The following is an 18,250-nucleotide window of genomic DNA, read 5'->3' as shown; positions in this document are numbered from 1 at the left end:
TAGTCTATACTAATTTAGCACAGCGTTTCCGTGGAACACCAAACACAAAAAATACACTAACAAAAACAACAACATATATAAAGATTGTAGCAGGAAGCGATAATATTGTAATAAATTCAGTAAATCCTCCACGTGGCGCCCAAAGAAGTCGAGTTATAATCAAAAGCTTCATCGATGTGTTAAATGGTTTATTTTTATCAAATTTAGCTAATAACGCCAACATAAATCCATAAATTATATTTCCAAATACTATTCCAATATAACCAAAATCATGATACAATTCAGCTATATAACTTGTACCTGTCCCTGCTCCTTCAAGATATTTATCACGGAACATTAAATATGGAAGCGCATGAGCTAGATGATAACCTTCGGTAGCCTTATCAGCATTATTACCTGTACCATCAGAACCAAAAACTAATCCAAAGATACCATCATGAAGAAAATGCATCGAATAAAATCGATCAGATCTTAATTTATAGTCTAACTCATAAGATCTTTTTATCACATTAACACTTACTCCATTATTATATACAAATTTCACAAGAGAGTCACCTATATTTTTAAATTCTATCTGATCTCCAGTTCGTATTTTAGAAAAAAGCCCCAACCCGACAAGTAAAAAAGGAAAAGATATCAGTCCTATTCTTACCCAGCTTTTCTTTACCCATACTTCACCATCTCTTTTATTTCGATAGAAATAATATATCATCAAAAATAAAGCCCCTAGGATAAACGGTCCTCTTTGCCCTCCTAGCAGTGTAAAAATCAAGTATAGAAAATAAGACCCACAGATTTTGTTACAATACTTCCGATCTGGCAATGTTGCTAGATAACAACAGAGAGCAACAGGAAGAGCCTGCTCTATTCTGTTGAGTGTCAACAATAAATAATTGCCTCTCATCATCTCCTTTCCTTCGATCGTATAGCTGGCCAAATAGCCTATCGTATGTACCAGAACTACAATGAATATTGCATAGATTACAGAGAAGACTAAAGCGAACCAAAATATTCCAAGAGAATATTTGCGTATAAATTTTATATATTTATCAGGTAAAACATATCCACCATGACTCTGTTTATTTTTCCTCTTATTACGCACATAAAAGAACATATAAGAAAAAAAAACGGTCACCAAACTCAGCAACATACACAATTCCGCATGTGTATTAACGTCTTCTGAAAAGGCTTCCACCTCATAATCAAAATAATAAGATAGTAAATGCCTACCCATAAGAAATGAAAAAAAAGCCACACAAAAAGCAAATAGCATACCTTTTGATTTCAAGTCTCTTACAGAATATATAGTCATATTTACCCACACTAAAAAAAGAGCACTTATTATGAATTCAGACTGATTAACCAAGAAAAACAACACAAAAATCATATTTAAGATCAAAAACAACCAAAACCCTATATATCGTCTTACCATTATCATGTAATCATATATAAAACATTATCAATATATATCATAATAAAAACTACTCATTTTTTCTTACCAAGAATCATAAAATGATACAATGGACGATTCAAGATCATTATGTTATGAATTATCGTCTCCTTTAATGATTGATCAATAACAGAAAAATATTCCTTATATCGATTTAAAATCATAAGCACCTCATCATAGATTACATTAAAATCTGACTCTTTCCTAGCATGGATAAATGTCGCATGAGCACTTCTGAATAATTTATATACCCCAAACGATATAGTTCTTCGAGAAAAATCATTGTCAATCATATACTCAACCATTTCTTGAGTTGCATAAATGAGATCTAAATGCCTTCTCTGAAATTCAGAGCGTACGATACTACCTTCACGTTGGAGATAATAATACCCGGGATTAGGTATATATGACACCTTTCTTGAATGAGCAATATGCTTATATGTAGTATAAGAATCCTCAAAATATTTACCTATCGGATATAAATAAGCTAGGATCAAGCTTCGTTTGATAAGTTTAGAACAAGCATGATTCCCATAATATTCCTCTCTACATAACTCTATTAGAGCTTCTTCCACTCCCATACAACAAGGAGCCTTTGTTGGCATACTCAATCGTATAGAAACTCCTTCCGATGTTTCTGTTGCCCTGTAATACGGAGAAACCACCATATCAATTTCACTAGAGGCGAGTCCTTCAACTAGATTCTGAATAAAATGCTCCGATACCCAATCATCGGAATCCACAAAAATCACAAACTCTGATTTTGATCTTTCTACCGCATAATTCCTCGCATCTGATAATCCCCCATTCTGCTTATGATAAACCCTGATTTTTTCCGGATAGTTGATTGCATATTCATCACAGATGGCAGGACACTCATCTGGAGAACCATCATCTACCAAAGAGATTATATAATCATCATAAGTTTGATTCAATAAAGAATCAACACATTTTCTCAAATATGGCTCGACCTTATACACTGGTACAATTATATCGATTTTGGGTATATTCATATTATTTAATTGCGATTAAAAAAGATTATAATTTAATAATTCGATAGAGACTCACCCCTTTTTCTTATTCTCCGCCTCAAAACCATACCCATAGCCGTATCCATAACCATAATGTTTACCATAGCCATAACCGTATTTCTTACCATAACCGTAACCATAGGTGTTCTTACGTTTACTCAGGTCGATTCCATTGATCACTACCGCCAACTTGTCAAATTTATGCTCGTCCCTAAGAACATTAATGTAGCAGAACGCGGCTTTCGGGGTCACGTCCGCACGGCAGACATAAACACACATGTCGGCCACACGGCTTATTATGGCCGTATCAGTTACCATACCGATCGGGGCTGTATCCAGCAACACGTAGTCATAACGGGATTTCAATTGCTCTATCGCCTTCTCCAAGGTATCACGGGCTACCAGTTCCGTCGGGTTCGGGGGAATCGTTCCTCCTAAAAGGATATCCAGGTTCGGACTGATGCCGGAAGGCTGCACAAGGTCAAAAAGATCCTTATCCTCCGGATCCATCAGATAATTAGATATTCCTTCCTGCCTTTTCGATAAATCGAAGACCTTATTCAAGCCCGGCTTACGGATGTCCATACCAACCTCTACCACCTTCTTTCCCAAATAAGCCAAGCTGACAGCGAGATTTCCGGTCACGAAAGACTTACCTTCTCCGGGCTGCGTAGAAGAAAAAAGTATGACCTTTTGATCTTTCCGGAGCATAAAGAGCAGATTGGTCCGCAAACCTCGGAAGGTCTCCTCCATCATGTCGTTCTTATTCTCGCGCACCACGATCGTTCCCTTATCGGAGGATTTATGACCACACAAGGGCAATTCGCCCAAAATCGGAACATTCGTCAATTGCTCCACATCGCCACGATTCTCGATCTTATATTTCAATAATTCCACGACAAAGATGATTCCCACCGGAATAAACAGGCCCACCACAAACGCAGCCAATAAAAACACGAGCTTCTTGGGAGCCACAGGATCCTTCCCGGGTAATGGTTCCTCTACAATACGACCATTATTAGCCGTGGCTGCCAATGTGATCGCATTTTCCTCCCGCTTCTGCAACAGCATGATATATAAAGTCGCCTTGATTTCTTGCTGGCGAGAAATAGTCATGAACTCTTTCTCTTGCTTTGGAGCATCACTAATCCGGCTCTCAAATTTACTAGCCTGACGCTCAATATCTTTCTGGGCGATTTGTAGTCCTCGCAAGACACTATTCACGGTTGTCTCGACATTGCGTCTCATCGCCTCAACGCCGGTGTTCATGTTTATCATCGCCGGGTTATTTTCCGAAGAGGTACGTAATAAACGTTTACGCTCGATGATCATCGTGTTATATTGTTCAATCACCCTAGTGAGGTTTTGATCCTGTAACCCTACGTTTGCAGGAATTACCTCTTCCTTGTTGACCGGATCGTTGATATAGGTACGCAGAAATTGAACCAAGCTGATCTGTGTAGCGTTCTCCGTACGTTGCTGCTCATACTTGGAACTCTCTTGTAAGGCTAGACGGGCATCACTTGTCAAATCCGTCAGACCGGATCGTTGCTTGAAATCCGCCAACTCGCTCTCCGCCGTACCCAACTCATGGTTAATTATACCGATACGCTCCTCTATGAACTCAGCGGTTTTCTGAGCTACCTCATTCTTCTCATCGTTCGCATCTTGATTATAGAACGCAACCAAACGATTCACGAAATCCACGCCTCGCTCCTTTACTGTATTGTTCACGCTGATCTTCGCTATCGTCGTGGTCTGGGAAGAGGCGGTCACGCTCAAGTCTTTCATATAATCCTCGGCGGTCTCCGTCGGCGTATTTATGGTAACACGTAAAGCGATTTCCTCTTCTTCCATATACAAGGTATCGCCTTGCGTAAAGCTTAAAACACCCACAGGTGTTGGTAACACCGCCGGCAATTGATCAAATGCCTGTTCTATCTCTTGCTCTTCCTTATCTTGCACATATTCAGCCTTAACAGACAATTTTCCTGTTTTTGTAAATGTAAGATCCAGCTTAATCGGCTCCTCCAATTTATCGGCCTCTTCCGGTGTCATATAAATCCGCACCGGACTATTCTTATAAAGAGGCATCGCATAACCGAACGCTCGCTTTTCCGCTACACGAACATATAAATTCAGGTCGTTCACGACTTTTTTTATCAATGTACGGGATTTCAATATCTCCACCTCGTTATCAAAATTATTTGTCATGGAAAACATTCCCAAGTCTTGAATGGCCGCCAACGGATTGTTGCCCGAACCGCTTCGCTTATCCTCCTCCTTTATCAACACGGAACTGGAAATGTTATATACAGGCGTTTGATAACGAAGAAACAGGTAAGTGGCGATGCAACATATCAATATACTAGCCACAAACCAACGCCAATAAAAAAGGTATTTAAATAAAAGAGCGACCAAATCAATCTCTTGTTCCTCGTTCTCTATCCCAGTGTTATTATTTATCCGTTCGTCTATCATCTCTCTTAATTTTCAATTCTCAATTTTCAATTACTTAAGTATGTTTACCAACAGGCCGGCAATAGATACCAGAATCGAGAGTGAGCTTACCCAAAGGGTCGTGCTGTTACCGATATCGGAGTTCTTAGCCTTCGTCTTGTTCGGGGTCACGTAAATAATATCGTTTTGCTTCAGGTAATAATACGGGGAAGTCACGACTTCGGCATTATTCAAATTCAAGTTAATGATCTCACGCTTACCGTTCACGTCCTCACGGATCAGCTTGACGTTATCACGGACACCGTAAATCGTCATATCACCTGCCATCGCCAAAGCCTCCAGAACGTTCACCTTCTCGTTGCCGATCGTGAAGCTACCCGGACGGGCCACCTCACCCAACACGGAGATCTTGTAATTAGACATACGGACCGTAACGATCGGGGATTCCTTCAAATAAGGTTTCAAACGCTCACGAATCAAGTCCTCCGCCTCGTTCTTGGTGAGACCACCCACTTCCAAGCGACCGATAACAGGGAAATCGATCTCTCCTTTATTATTCACCAAGTATTGCTGCATGGTCGGTTGCGTGGTCGTACTGATATTTGTCAAAGCCGCATTGATTGGAGTCTGTACCGTCAAGTTGAATGGGGTCGCAGCCTTCGGGTCTGTCGTATTGACCGTGATGCTCAACAAGTCTTTTGGCATGATCTTGGCGTCATACAACGGAAGGGTCTCCTCAAAATCGTTCACTGCCTCTGGGTTTTGGAGATATGGTACGTTCTTGTAAGAAGTACAACTCGCTACCAATAGAGGTAGAGCTAATAAAAGTAGTAATCTTTTGATTTTCATATTATTTTGTTTTCTTTTTTTATTTCATTGAACACAGAATGATATGGATTTAGCGAAACAAACGAGAGAAAAGGCCTTTCGGTTTCTCCGGTTCGTATTCCGACTCGTATTTCCGCATTAAATCCTCATAGGAAAGTCTTTTACTCACCATCTCGTAAATCATACCCCAGTCCGGGAGACCACCAAGATTACGGTCATCAATAAAAATATCGGCCTTCAGCTTACGGGAGAAATGGTTGTTCAGGTTTTTCTCTTCTTCCGGATAATCTCGGTTCACGGCGTAAAACTCCAAGCCCCGCTCTCGGCAAAAGGTGACAGCCTCATCCAAAAGCTTGCCCTCTCGCACACTCCATAAGATCAGCTTGTGGTGTTCTGTTTGTAACTTTCTCAATGTCTCGAAAGCGAAAGGGATCTCCTTCCCTATCGCCGGATATTTATGCTCAACGATTGTTCCGTCAAAATCTACTGCGATAATCATTTATAATTCAGATTTATAACTACCAACTAAATTACTAATTCACTCCGTCCAATCTCGTGAATTGAGAGTTTTGGCTCTTGAACTCGGGGACGAAGGATTTCATCTCTTTCACCATAGGAAGAATATGTACATGAAGGGATAATTCAGCTAATAGATCAATGTGCTCTACCACATCCTTGTAGGCGTACTCCCGGACTGCTGCCACACGAATCTTCTCATGAGGGGTTTCCTTCGTATTCTCCTTGTTGCTCAATAGTTCCTCATATAATTTCTCACCGGGACGAAGACCTGTGTATTTAATCTCTATGTCTTTATCCACCTGCAAACCAGAAAGCTCGATCATACGCTTCGCTAAGTCAGCGATCTTGACCGGCTCACCCATATCAAAGATGAATATCTCGCCGCCCTTGCCCATCGTACCGGCTTCCAACACCAAACGGCAGGCTTCGGGGATTGTCATGAAGTAGCGGATGATATCGGGATGGGTTACCGTAACTGGGCCTCCTTTGGCGATCTGATCGCGAAAACGAGGTATCACGGAGCCATTACTTCCTAATACATTACCGAAACGGGTCGTGATAAACTTAGTGTTTCCCGCTAGAGCCCCCTTACTGATCGCCACACTCAAGCTCTGCACATATATCTCAGCGAGGCGCTTGCTACATCCCATGATATTCGTTGGATTAACGGCCTTATCCGTACTGATCATCACGAATTTCTCTACACCATAGCTTACGGCGGCATCCGCTATCACTCGGGTACCAAACACGTTGGTACGAACAGCCTCGCAAGGGTTCTCTTCCATCAAGGGGACGTGCTTATAAGCTGCCGCATGGAATACTACCTGGGGATGCCAATTGCGGAATACGTAATCTACACGGTCCGGATTCCGGACATCGCCTATGATAGGTACAAAATCCAGTTCCTTATACTTCTCCTCCAATTCCAGGCGTAAGTCATGCATCGGAGTCTCGGCGGCATCAAGGCAGATCAGTTTCTTGATCGGGAAATGCGCCAGCTGGCGGCAGATCTCGCTACCAATGCTACCGGCCGCTCCCGTAACAAGGATCGTCTTATCTTTCAATAAGAGACCGATCTCGCCCAGATTTATACTGATCTCCTCACGACCCAGCAAGTCCTCAATACGGATCTCACGGACTGAACGCTTCATTCCGCCCTCATGGACCTCCTCCATATCAGGAACCACGAGAGGCTTCAAGGAGGCCTGCTCGCAATAATGAATCAAACGATCACGTTCTCGTCGGACGGTCTTTATATTCGGGAAAAGGATACCATCCAAGTTATTTCTGGGGATCAGACGCAACAAGTCATCAATGTCCTCGATCTGGTAAACGGGAAGTTCCGCTATGCGAAGGTTCTTTTTAGCGCTACCAAACGTCAAGAAGCCGATGATGCTATAATTTTGCATGAATACTTGCCGATTGGGTGATGTGGCTATCATCACGCTATCCTCATCCATACCGAACACCAGTACACGCTTGCGCTTTTTTCCAAGTTGGGACAACACGCTATTATATACATTAATCACGAATACACGTAAGGTGATCAGCAGAACAATCGTCAACATACAATCGGTTATCCCTCCCACCCAATATATAGAGGAATTGAAATCCGCCCTCAAAAGATGAAGCAGTATGAACATGAGGATGGATTTTGTGATGGCGACACCACCAATCCTCCATAGTCCACGTAGCGTGGAATGACGGATCACCCCGTGATAAACCTTGAACGTAAGAAAAGAAAGGATACTGGCCACAAAGGAAGCTATTCCTACCTTTAATACACTAATCCCGCTTATGTATACATGCATGATGGACAATAATCCCAGCACTCCTATCAAAGATACACATAGGGAAATGAAAAGATCCGCACAAAAAATGATCCAGCGGTTGATATACCGCAAATTTACCAGACGCCCCAGCGCTAAACGCCAGCGATTATAACGATATTTCACCTTTTCCATATTTGTTTTATTCATATCTATCTAACTATAATAATAAGCGACCGAACCTCTCAAGTGGTTGGAGTGGTATAAGCTAAAGCAAGAGTCTAGTCTATCGGTTAAAGAAAAAGGGACTCTCCTCGCTACTAGAGATAGCTGACCTCTTGATCGATATCGGCCGCCTAATTCTCATTTTCTAATTGCGACCTAGCGATAATATATTCTTGATTGGAGGCTCTCTTGAACCTCAGAAGTATCTTTAATCAATCTCCATGTCACGATCCATGGACGTGTTTTTTACTTCCTGCATCGGAAAATACCTCACCTCTTCCTTATGCCACTCCTTGTAACCGTCAAGCGTACGAGTAGGGACGGATAACCGACCGTAGTCATTGCCTTCGCAATGGAAAAGATGGTTACGTGTATAGGAACGTAACTCGCCATCTGTCCAAGAGACCATCACGATTGGAAACGGGTACGTGGTGAGGCTTAACGGGGTCACTAAGGTACGGGAAGATATTTGGCGTAACAGGTAAGCTGATTTCTCGAACGCCACCCAATACGGACCCGTACAGTAAAGATGGATGAAGGCACGATTATCCGACTCTCGCTTAAGAATCTCTTTCAAATGGTTTCCTAACAACGAGATAAGGCGTACTCCGGATCTATCCTCTTTTTTACCATAGTGCGTATCCATCTATGTGTATCATAATAGCTCTAGCAGGTCACGGGTGATATTTACTTTGGCACATCCCAGTAGATCTACACGGATCACAAAGTTAAGATTGCCATCCTCCACTTCCAGCACGTTACCTTCTAGACCATGCAACTTACCGCCGTTAATGCGTACCCTCGCTCCAAGAGGCAGCGGACGGGGATCGATAATGACAGGCTCTTCGGAATCGTCCAGCATCCTACGGAGTTTCACCATCTGCTCATCCGGAATGAAGGCTACGGGGCGTATGCCTCCAGACCGTTCGCCAGCTATGTTTACCATGAAACGTTTGATATAAGGAAGATGCACGATCTCCTTCCTACGCAAGACATCGGTGCAACGGATGAATACAATGGAACGGAAGACGATCCGGTCTACTTGCTTACGCTTGCCGCTTGGCAGAAGACACATCTCTTTTTGGGAGGCTATATAAACCTCATAGTCCTTCTCGCCTTCCGGCTGACTGGCTATGCGCTTTTCCAGCTTGTCACGGCATAGTTTCTCGGACTTGTTGTTGACGATAGCGATGTACCAATGTTTCTGATCAGATTTTCGCCGTAACGGGTTTTCAGGAATGGTTCTTTCAACGCCTACGGCGTCGATACCCTCATGAGGTACCGAATTTACAACCGTTTTTACAACATTCGCTCGCATCTCGTTGATTGCTTAAAAGAGATAGTTTGATATATACACCATAACCCTTTTTCGCCATGTGAGAAATTAGGCTACTTAGTGAGTAGCGCAAAAGGTGGGAGAATGGTTATTACCAAGTTGTAGAGACGGAGCATGCTCCATCTCCCACCGTCTGACAGTAATTTAAAACATCTTTTAGAGGGGATGAGACGGGGTATACCCATCTCTACAAGAATGTATGTTCGATTTTAGGGGGGGACGTGATGATTTCGGAAATACGAGGCCATTTCGTCTCTATTGCCATGTCTATACATCAGAAATAAGAACGAATATTTAACGAGAATCCAACTGGAAACACAAACAAACCCTAATGATTGCTTGTTTTTTGTTATTTTTTACTACATTTGCGGCGTGAAACAAACGCTACTCACTAAGTAGCCTCATCCCACTTTCGACACATAATTATAGACACAACCAAAGCAAGTGCTATTCACCTCTGTCATTTTTTCCAAAGAGAAACTTCTCAGATAAATCTGGGTGGTCTTGATGGACTTATGCCCCAATAATTCACTGATCATTTCTATAGGGACATTTTGCTCTTTCAATGCCATGGCGAAGGAATGGCGGATCGTATAAGAGGTAACATCCGATGCTATTCCAGCGGCCTTTTTCAACGCCTTCAAATTTCGATTGAACCGGGATAGGGCCGCATTGTATTCGAGATATGCCTCATAGCCCGTCTTCGTTCCACTCAAAAAAGGGAATAAATAGCCTGAGGCCGGCCTCTTGTCACCCATTAATTCCTTGCGCATCAATTCTGCCGTATCCAAAATTTCCAGTCTCATCGGTGTGCCTGTCTTCTGCCGATTATAGTCCAATATCCCGTTTTTGATATTCCTTTCTTTTAGGTGGGCGAAGTCCACGAACGACATTCCTGCATACTGAAACAACAGACAAACGACCAGTTGTGTCTCCCTTAGCACCTCACTCTCTACCTTCACCGTCATCAACTTATGTTGGTTCTCTAAGGATAGGGATTTCTTGCGCTTACTCTCCACTCCCGTAAAAACTCCTTGGAACAAACCAGGGATATATTCCGCATCACCATCTTCGATCGCCTTGTTATAGACGCAACGGATACGACGCATATAAGTGGAAACCGTGTTGCACATGCAGCCTTTCTCCAGCAAATAAGCCTCATATCGGTGAAGATTGGCCTTATTGATATCCGAATAGGAAATGTTCTCTGTTCCACTATACTTTATAAAGGAGTTCAACGCATCCTGATAACTTTTGGCGGAGGAATAACGCTTTTCCTCTCGTAACTGGGACATATACCTTCTCACCCCTTCCACGAATCCTTTCTCATCCATATCTCTCTGTTTTTAAATAATATTTGAAATGAATTGACAAATGTAACTCATACTATCTGAATGCAAAAAGAATTACCGAAACACTATCATAATGTTAACTTTTTAAATATATTTCAAACACAGACTTTTTCAAAACAATTGCTTTTAAACCGATTATTATGGAATTTAGTACCCAAAACAGCACATTTTTTAGGATATATCCTAAACTTGTATGTATTTAGTCGGCTTATAATTTCTATTTCCCGGCAGATAACCGACATCTACCCGGCACCTAGTTCGAATTATCCGGCACTTACTCTAATTTAGTTGGGATCTACTTTTAATCATAATCTTCTGTACACTGAAAATCGAGACTATATTAGAGCCTTTGCACCCTAGAACGGCAAAAAAGTCAATTGATTTTCAAATACTATTCAGGAAGCATTTATTAGTTTTCTGAAACAAGAGATATAATAATTCGGCGGATATTGATAAAAAGAAGGCAAACTGCAAGTATTTTCCTTCATACACATTCTATTCGTCAGGGCTTAACTACCAGAGAATCGCATATAATAAACACACACCCTATCCTATCTCAAATACAAGAAGCAGAAGGAGAGAGAAATGACAAATTGACATAATTAAGCCGTATTAATGACTTCTATCAATTGAATACACAATATTAAATTAGCAGAGACTTGCTTGCAGGTGTCGTTTTTTTTCACGAATATTGCAAATCAAACAACCAAATAAACATATTCAGTTTACTAAAGTTAATCTTAAAGAAAGGAGAGCCTATGAAACAGGAGCCATCATGAACCATATCTAGCAAGGAAACTGGCTGGAAGATATGGCTTATAATCCAGCCAAACAAGTTTCTAAACGCCTTTAAATCAATTAATACTAACACTAAAACATTACAAATGTATGAATGAAATTTGTAAGGGGAATCCTAACCCCCGATTAAACACAAAAACTAAATTGGGCAGAGTCATGAAGTTAACCTCAATCCCGCTATTTGTTTTTACCACAGGTGTATACGCTTCCGTACACTCCCCAAACATGCGCATTAAAAGCGACATCATGATTATAGAGAAACCATCAATCGTATCCACCCCGCAACAAAACACCCGTCAGATCACCGGAACCGTGATTGATGCTACCGGTATGCCGATAATTGGCGCCAATGTGATGGTAAAAGGGACAACAAACGGGACAATAACGGATATAGATGGAAAATTCACGTTAGAAGTAGCCAAAGACGCTATTTTACAAGTGTCCTATATCGGTTATATGAACCAGGAGATTCCGGTAGGCAATAAATCGGTTTTAAGCATCTCCTTGCAAGAGGACACACAAAAGTTGGATGAGGTGGTAGTGATTGGCTACGGTACGATGAAGAAAAGTGATATCACGGGGGCTATCTCGTCCGTGAGCGAGGAGAAAATCGCTCGCCAAGCAGTGGCCAATGTTTCTACCGCATTGCAAGGCTTGGCTACCGGTGTATCCGTCACTTCCAGTTCCGGATCTCCGGGTTCCGCCGCCACGATCCGTATCAGAGGTGTCGGTACGGTAAACGACGCGGAACCATTGTTCGTCGTGGACGGGATGCCCGTGACGGATATAAACTACCTGAACACATCGGATATACAGTCTATGGAGGTGCTTAAAGACGCTTCCGCTTCCGCTATCTACGGTTCCCGCGGTGCGAACGGCGTAATCCTTATCACTACGAAAAAAGGCGCCGCTGGAAAAACCACCGTTACGCTCGATGCGTATTGGGGTATGAACAAAATATTGAATAATCTCGATTTGATGTCAGGTCCAGAATGGTACGACTATCAGGAACAGTTGAACACAGTGAGGAGCGTTCCCATCAACTTGGCCCTTGTTAATCGTAATGTTTCCACCAATTGGATGGACGAGATTACGCATACGGCCTTTATGCATAACTACAGTGTCGGCATAAGCGGTGGTAAAGAGAACGACTATAAATTCAATCTGGGCTTGAACTATATCAACCAAGATGGAACGATCAAGAAATCCAACTACGAACGGTTCAGTGTCCGTCAAAGCACGGAAAAAACGGTGCTCAAAGATCATTTGGTAGTGGGTACCAACGCGTCGATCGCGAGATCTACCGACGCAAGTATTAGTGAGCGCAACAGTAGTAATGTGTACGACTCCGACTATGGTGTCGTAAGTAACGCAATCCGTTTGGATCCGGTAACTCCCGCCCAAAACGCAGACGGTTCATATGGTTACTCTCCTTATATTGACTACTATAACCCATTGGCAAGTATCATGTATCGGGATAATCAGCGGGAGAAACTTGCTTTCATCGGCAATATGTATGGGGAATGGCAGATTATAAAAGGATTGAAGTTCAAGAGTAGCTTCGGAGCGGAAATCAGAAGGGTAGACAATAAAACCTTCTCGCCTGTCTATGAGGTATCCTCAAGCCAAAGAAATTTAGAGAGTAGTTTATCGAAGTCGCAGACCAAAGGGCACTACTATACGTTCGAGAATACCCTTTCGTATGAGAAAACGTTTGCCGAGAAGCACTCCATATCCGCTCTCGTAGGTTATACCAACGAATGGGGTAAGCAGGAAACCTTGAGCGTAAACGCGAGAGATCTTATCGGAGAGTCGGATAACCTGCATTATATAGACGCTACGCTGGACAAGAACAAGACCACGGCCAGCAATAGCGCTACGGAATATGGTTTGATGTCTTATCTGGGCCGCCTACACTACGATTACAATAACAAATACCTTATTACGGCCACTTTCCGGCGAGACGGCTCCTCTAAATTCTCTTCCAAGAATCGCTGGGGTAACTTCCCCTCGTTCGCTCTAGGTTGGAGAATCGACAACGAACCGTTCTTCCAGAAATTGAACGCCGAATGGGTTTCCTCCTTGAAACTCCGCGGGGGCTGGGGACAGATCGGAAATCAGAATATCACCAATTATGTGGATCGTAGTTTGCTGTCATTGAGTACGCAATACGGCGCTTTATTCGGAGCGAGAGAGAATGAGACCTTGTATCAAGGTATTGCCGTGAGCAGATTGGGCAATCCGGATATTAAATGGGAAACCACTGAATCTCTGAATATCGGTCTTGACGCAAGCTTCTTTAACACCCGCATGGTCTTCAGCTTCGAGTATTATTACAAGACAACGAAGGACATGCTGCTGGCCGCTCCTATGCCTATCTACATGGGATATGCCAGCAACACCTACACCAATATCGGCGAGGCGAACAACCGCGGTATCGAGATGAATCTCGAGTGGAGAGACAAGACCGAAAGCGGTTTCGAATACAACGTGGGAGTAAATATGTCGACCATCCGTAACCGCATGACGAAATTGAATGGTGGCACACCAATCTCCGATGGACCATTCCGAAACGGAAGCATGTACCTCACCTATACGAATGAAGGTATGCCTATCGGTGCGTTCTGGGGCTATAAGACAGACGGGCTTATCCAAACACAGGAACAGTTGAATGCCGTTAAGCGGGCGGATTTCCAACCTAATGCCGAATTGGGCGATGTATTGTTCGTAGATACGAATGGCGATGGCAAGTTAGACTCAAGTGATAGATGCATGATCGGTAATCCTATTCCGGATATCATATACGGTATCAACATGGGTATGGCGTGGAAAGGCTTCGACCTCAATTTGCAGTTTGGTGGAACAATCGGTAATCAGATATTTAACGCGATGCGTTATTACACCTACTTCCCGAACGATATAACGAACAAGGATAGAGCGTTAATGAACTATTGGACGCCAAATAATACAAATACGGACATCCCTCGCCTGACGGCTACGGACGTAAACGACAATGACCGCTTCTCGGACATGTACGTAGAAAACGGGACTTATTTCCGCTTGAGAAATGCCCAGCTAGGTTATACCCTGCCCGCTTCTCTCACGCAGAGGATAAAACTACAGAAGGTACGTTTTTATGTAAGCGGCCAGAACTTGTTTACGATATCTAGTTACTCGGGTATGGATCCGGAAGTGGGTCAATCCAGCTCTTTGTCTAGAGGCATAGATTACGGTATCTATCCTCAGAACATTTCATTCACCGGAGGTATTAATGTTACTTTTTAAAATTTATAATGTCATGTTTAAAAACAAATATATCATAGGAATCGTACTAGCGATTTTAACAGGATTCAGCAGTTGCGCAGATTTGGATTTAGCTCCGTTAGGAAGTCCGGAGGCTGGAGAGATATCAGAGGAAAGACAAGCTTTCTTGCGTCTGACCGCTGTCTATTCTGTCATGAAGGACTTCCGTTACACATGGTCGATGCAATGTTTCGGCGACGTGTTGTCGAATGATGCGACCTACAGCGGTTCTTCGAACGACGCACAAACCTTCACGTTACTGGAGAATTATCAGTATCAAGCGGATCATACCGAGATCTTGAACAAATATCGGTATTCTTACCAATGTATCAATAAGGCCAATTTGTTTATACGGGATATGGAAATGGCAGACGATGCCCTATTCTCGAAGTATGACAAGGAACAGATGATCGGTGAGGCCAAGTTTATTCGCGCCTATACTTATTTCGAGCTTGTGAAAACCTTTGGTGGTGTTCCTTGCTATACGGGAGTCTTGGATCTCGATCATGAGAGACTCGGACGTGCGTCTGTCGAAGAGATATACTCGGTTATCGAGCAAGACCTGAACGATGCGGTTAGCGTATTACCTAAGAAAAGTGAGGTGGCTAACTACGAGTCAAGCTATGCGGGAAGGATTACCAAAGGCGCGGCCATCGCTATGCAAACACGTATTTATCTGTATGAGAAAAAATACGATGAGGTAAAAAAGGCTTTCGAGAAATTCCAGAATGAGTGCGGGGGAGAGTATAGCCTAGTAGCTCCGGAAGATTACACTTGGCAATTCTCACTGGACGGCGAGCATTGTTCCTCATCGATCCTAGAAGTGAATATGTATAACTCTTCCACTCAAAGCTCGTATAACGTAAATAACGGTAACCGCCACGTATTGATGTCTATGCCCCGAAACATGACGATCGGCTTCGGTTGCGCGCAACCTACACAGGCCTTGGCGGACGCTTATGATGCCGAGGGGGATGTCATACGAAAGAAGACCACTCTCCTTTCCACGGAAGAGGCCATAGAGATCGAGACCGCAGCCAAAGGCGATGTGGCACCCGTTACGGACGACCGAACGGGCTGGTACAATCGCAAATTATATCTTGCGCCCGGACAAAGAGAGGAGAACCGGGGAAATAACCAACCCACGAACCTCAGGCTTATCCGCCTCGCGGAGGTATATTTGAACTATGCCGAGGCTTGTTATTTCAGCGGCGATATCGCTAATGCGCAAAAGTATCTGAATGAGGTAAGAAGCCATGTCAACTTGGCTCCTAAAAACCATACAGGAAGCCAATTGTTTGAAGACATCATGAACGAGCGTCATCTGGAGTTTGGAATGGAAGGCTTCCGGTTCTTTGACGTGGTACGTGTAGGATGGGGCGAGAAAGTATTTAACGGAACCAAGAAGGCGGAATTTGGAGCTAAGACTCCTTTCAGCGCCGGTGCGGAAGTATTGCCTATACCTCAAACCGAGATTGATATTAGTGACGGTTTAATAACTAATTAATAAGGAAATAACAATTCGCAAAAATCATAATAGTATGAATAGGAATTTAGTATTGCTCGGAATCTGTCTCTTGGCCGTATCGTTCGTTGGAGAGGTCTTTGGACAGAAGAAAAAACCTCGTATCGGTATTGCCGGTATACAGATAGAAAACAGCGTGTTCGTCCCGAATAGGCAGCCGCTCGTAGGACACCCCGTAAGAATGCCGGACTATCTCAGCCCAGACTCCGCAATGGGACAGGCGGCCACTTGGCTTCCCACGCAGATTGGCTATGGCGGTGGAAGAGGCCCCGTGACAAAAGAATCGTACGACGCGTTTGTGGAAAAAACATTGGAGATGATCAAGGCCAATATGCCCTATGACGCTTTCTGGTTTTATAACCACGGAGCTTGTAGCGTGGAAGGCGTAGCCGATCCCGAGGGCGAATTCATGGAGAAGGTGCGTAGCTTGATCGGAAACGATGTCTTGACTACCACCACGATGGACCTTCACGGAAATACGTCTTGGTTGGTAGCTCTCAACTCCGATTTGATTACGACTTATCGTCAAGCACCGCATGCGGATTCTCGTGAATCACATCGGCGAGGGGTTGTCAATTTGTTGGAACGTCTTGAATCAGGGAAAGGGCGTCCGGCATACAAGGCATGGGTTGCTGTTCCTGTCCTAGTTTCCGGCGAATGGTCGAGTACCCGTGTCGAGCCTGCGAAATCGCTGTACGCATTGGTTCCCGAGGTTGAAGCCATGCCCGGAGTGATAGACGCGGGGATCTGGATCGGTTATGTTTGGGGAGACAACCCACGGAACCAAGGAACCGTGATGGTTTACGGTGACGATGAGGAGCAGGTTAAAGCCGGGGCGAAGAAACTCGCCCAGAAATTCTGGGATGTCCGTAAGCAGTTCTCGCTGGAAGCTCCGGGATATTCGCTCGAGAAATGTATCGATCTGGCAGTAGCAAGTAAAAAGAAGCCTTTCTTTATCAGTGATATGGGAGATAATCCCGGTGGAGGTGGTTCAGGTGAGGTCACTTGGACTTTGGCGAGGCTCTTGAAACGCCCGGAATTCCAGACCGATAAGGGAAAGAGCGTTCTTTATTGCTCCATCCCGGGAGAAGAAGTGGTTAAGCAGGCACGTAAGGTCGGCGTAGGCGGACACGTAGAAGGCATGGTAGGTGCCATGGTCGATAATTCCTACGAAGGTCCCGTGAAATTGTCGGGTACCGTGGTTTATGTCAGCCCGGAAGAAGACAAGAACGCAGAATCATGGAGACGGAAAAGGGATATCGCTATCGTAAAGACCGGAAGCGTTTATGTGGTAGTAGGCACATCGTCTCCCACTCCAAACCTAGAGGGTTCAGGTATCGATCCGAAGGAAATGGATATCGTAATGGTTAAACAAGGTTACCTTGTAACCCAATGGTACAATATACAAGCGGATTGGGTGATGGCTTTTACAAGGGGAGGCGTGGATCAGGACTTCAAGAAACTTCCCTATAAGAATATTGTGAGACCGATGTTCCCGATCGATCCAGACATGGCTGATCCGGAATTGAACGTTATCATGGTTCCTTCCGCCAAGCATTACTATGGCAGATAGATCGTATTGATTGTTTTTTACTGCAATGCCTGTGCAGTGTTACTGCAATAGGTGTTGCAGTATTACTGCACAAGCATTGCA

At 43.6% G+C, this 18,250-nt stretch carries 12 protein-coding genes; 3 read left to right on the top strand and 9 right to left on the bottom strand.

Annotated elements, in window-relative coordinates; genetic code table 11:
* Positions 1 to 4: 4 nt before the first annotated feature.
* The 9 genes from HMPREF0999_RS14860 to HMPREF0999_RS14820 form a co-directional block, all read right to left on the bottom strand.
* On the bottom strand, positions 5 to 1,432 hold the full coding sequence (locus HMPREF0999_RS14860) for an O-antigen polysaccharide polymerase Wzy family protein (protein WP_009276274.1): 1,428 nt from the start codon (positions 1,430 to 1,432) through the stop codon (positions 5 to 7).
* Between the two features lie 53 nt (positions 1,433 to 1,485).
* Positions 1,486 to 2,463, bottom strand: a complete 978-nt coding sequence (locus HMPREF0999_RS14855; protein WP_009276273.1) for a glycosyltransferase family 2 protein — start codon at positions 2,461 to 2,463, stop codon at positions 1,486 to 1,488.
* A gap of 51 nt (positions 2,464 to 2,514) precedes the next feature.
* Positions 2,515 to 4,962, bottom strand: coding sequence for a GumC family protein (locus HMPREF0999_RS14850; protein ID WP_009276272.1), 2,448 nt, complete (start codon positions 4,960 to 4,962; stop codon positions 2,515 to 2,517).
* 30 nt (positions 4,963 to 4,992) lie between these two features.
* The gene (locus tag HMPREF0999_RS14845; protein WP_008780891.1) at positions 4,993 to 5,790 is read right to left on the bottom strand and encodes a polysaccharide biosynthesis/export family protein; all 798 of its coding nucleotides are present in this window, start codon (positions 5,788 to 5,790) and stop codon (positions 4,993 to 4,995) included.
* 49 nt (positions 5,791 to 5,839) lie between these two features.
* Positions 5,840 to 6,268 carry a BT0820 family HAD-type phosphatase gene (locus HMPREF0999_RS14840; RefSeq protein WP_005855481.1) on the bottom strand — a complete coding sequence of 143 codons (429 nt, stop codon included), beginning with the start codon at positions 6,266 to 6,268 and terminating at the stop codon, positions 5,840 to 5,842.
* A 34-nt stretch (positions 6,269 to 6,302) separates the two neighbouring features.
* Positions 6,303 to 8,252, bottom strand: a complete 1,950-nt coding sequence (locus tag HMPREF0999_RS14835) for a polysaccharide biosynthesis protein (RefSeq protein ID WP_009276271.1) — start codon at positions 8,250 to 8,252, stop codon at positions 6,303 to 6,305.
* Positions 8,253 to 8,490: 238 nt separating this feature from the next.
* Positions 8,491 to 8,928 (bottom strand): hypothetical protein, encoded by a 438-nt coding sequence (locus HMPREF0999_RS14830; RefSeq protein WP_009276270.1) that lies wholly within the window; start codon positions 8,926 to 8,928, stop codon positions 8,491 to 8,493.
* A gap of 9 nt (positions 8,929 to 8,937) precedes the next feature.
* Positions 8,938 to 9,600, bottom strand: coding sequence for a transcription termination/antitermination NusG family protein (locus tag HMPREF0999_RS14825; protein ID WP_005865210.1), 663 nt, complete (start codon positions 9,598 to 9,600; stop codon positions 8,938 to 8,940).
* Positions 9,601 to 10,019: 419 nt separating this feature from the next.
* A complete protein-coding gene (locus HMPREF0999_RS14820; RefSeq protein ID WP_005855471.1) occupies positions 10,020 to 10,952 on the bottom strand; it encodes a tyrosine-type recombinase/integrase in 933 nt (310 codons plus the stop codon).
* Positions 10,953 to 11,858: 906 nt separating this feature from the next.
* On the opposite strand from HMPREF0999_RS14820, the gene HMPREF0999_RS14815 reads away from it, so the two are divergent.
* From HMPREF0999_RS14815 to HMPREF0999_RS14805, 3 genes are read left to right on the top strand one after another with little or no spacing between them, the layout of a single operon-like run.
* Positions 11,859 to 15,053: a SusC/RagA family TonB-linked outer membrane protein gene (locus tag HMPREF0999_RS14815; RefSeq protein WP_009276268.1), complete on the top strand. Its 3,195-nt coding sequence runs from the start codon at positions 11,859 to 11,861 to the stop codon at positions 15,051 to 15,053.
* Positions 15,054 to 15,066: 13 nt separating this feature from the next.
* Positions 15,067 to 16,578 carry a RagB/SusD family nutrient uptake outer membrane protein gene (locus HMPREF0999_RS14810; protein WP_009276267.1) on the top strand — a complete coding sequence of 504 codons (1,512 nt, stop codon included), beginning with the start codon at positions 15,067 to 15,069 and terminating at the stop codon, positions 16,576 to 16,578.
* Between the two features lie 34 nt (positions 16,579 to 16,612).
* Positions 16,613 to 18,169, top strand: a complete 1,557-nt coding sequence (locus HMPREF0999_RS14805; RefSeq protein ID WP_009276266.1) for a M81 family metallopeptidase — start codon at positions 16,613 to 16,615, stop codon at positions 18,167 to 18,169.
* Positions 18,170 to 18,250: the final 81 nt, after the last annotated feature.

This window comes from Parabacteroides sp. D25, assembly GCF_000307475.1.
Taxonomy (GTDB): domain Bacteria; phylum Bacteroidota; class Bacteroidia; order Bacteroidales; family Tannerellaceae; genus Parabacteroides; species Parabacteroides distasonis.
Note: the sequence above shows the minus strand (reverse complement) of the source record. Positions and strands in the feature narration are given on the sequence as shown.